Raw genomic sequence first — 731 nt, 5'->3', positions numbered from 1 at the left:
CTGACCGACATCGAGATGCCCGACATGAACGGGTTCGAGTTCGCCGAGGTGATCCGCTCCGACAACAATCTGGGCTCGATGCCGATCATCGGCCTCTCCGCCCTGGTGTCGCCGGCGGCGATCGAGCGCGGCCGTCAGGCCGGCTTCCACGACTATGTCGCCAAGTTCGACCGTCCCGGTCTGATCGCGGCGCTGAAGGAGCAGACCGCGGGCGCCGCCGGCGCCTCCGAGCTGAGCCGGGCAGCGGCCTAACGCCAGCGGGATGGATCAGGAGATACGCATATGACCAGCAAGAAGACGCAAGTTGGCGAAGGCGCCATGGTCGAGTACGTCACCGCGATGATCGGCGGGCAGCTGTTCGGCCTGCCGATCTCCCGCGTCCAGGACGTGTTCATGCCCGAGCGCGTCACCCGCGTGCCGCTGTCCTCGCGCGAGATCGCCGGCGTCCTGAACCTGCGCGGCCGCATCGTCACCGTGGTCGACATGCGCGCCCGGCTCGGCCTGCCGCAGCCTGAGGACGGCAAGGTGCCGATGGCGGTCGGCGTCGACCTGCGCGGCGAATCCTATGGCCTTCTGATCGACCAGATCGGTGAAGTGCTGCGCCTGCCCGAGGCCGGCATGGAGGAGAACCCCGTCAACCTCGACCCCCGCATGGCCAAGCTCGCCGGCGGCGTCCACCGCCTCGACGGACAGCTCATGGTCGTCCTCGACGTCGATCGCGTCCTCGAGCT

2 protein-coding genes are annotated in these 731 nt (G+C 68.4%); both read left to right on the top strand.

The window, feature by feature from the left end; all coding sequences use genetic code 11:
- Positions 1-252 (top strand): response regulator (locus IVA81_RS40225; RefSeq protein WP_247330397.1); only part of this gene is annotated, 252 nt, incomplete at its 5' end.
- Between the two features lie 30 nt (positions 253-282).
- Positions 283-731: chemotaxis protein CheW (locus IVA81_RS40220; protein ID WP_247330394.1), on the top strand; the 449-nt coding region annotated here is incomplete at its 3' end.

Source organism: Bradyrhizobium sp. 141 (genome assembly GCF_023074055.1).
Classification (GTDB): Bacteria; Pseudomonadota; Alphaproteobacteria; order Rhizobiales; family Xanthobacteraceae; genus Bradyrhizobium.
Note: the sequence above shows the minus strand (reverse complement) of the source record. Positions and strands in the feature narration are given on the sequence as shown.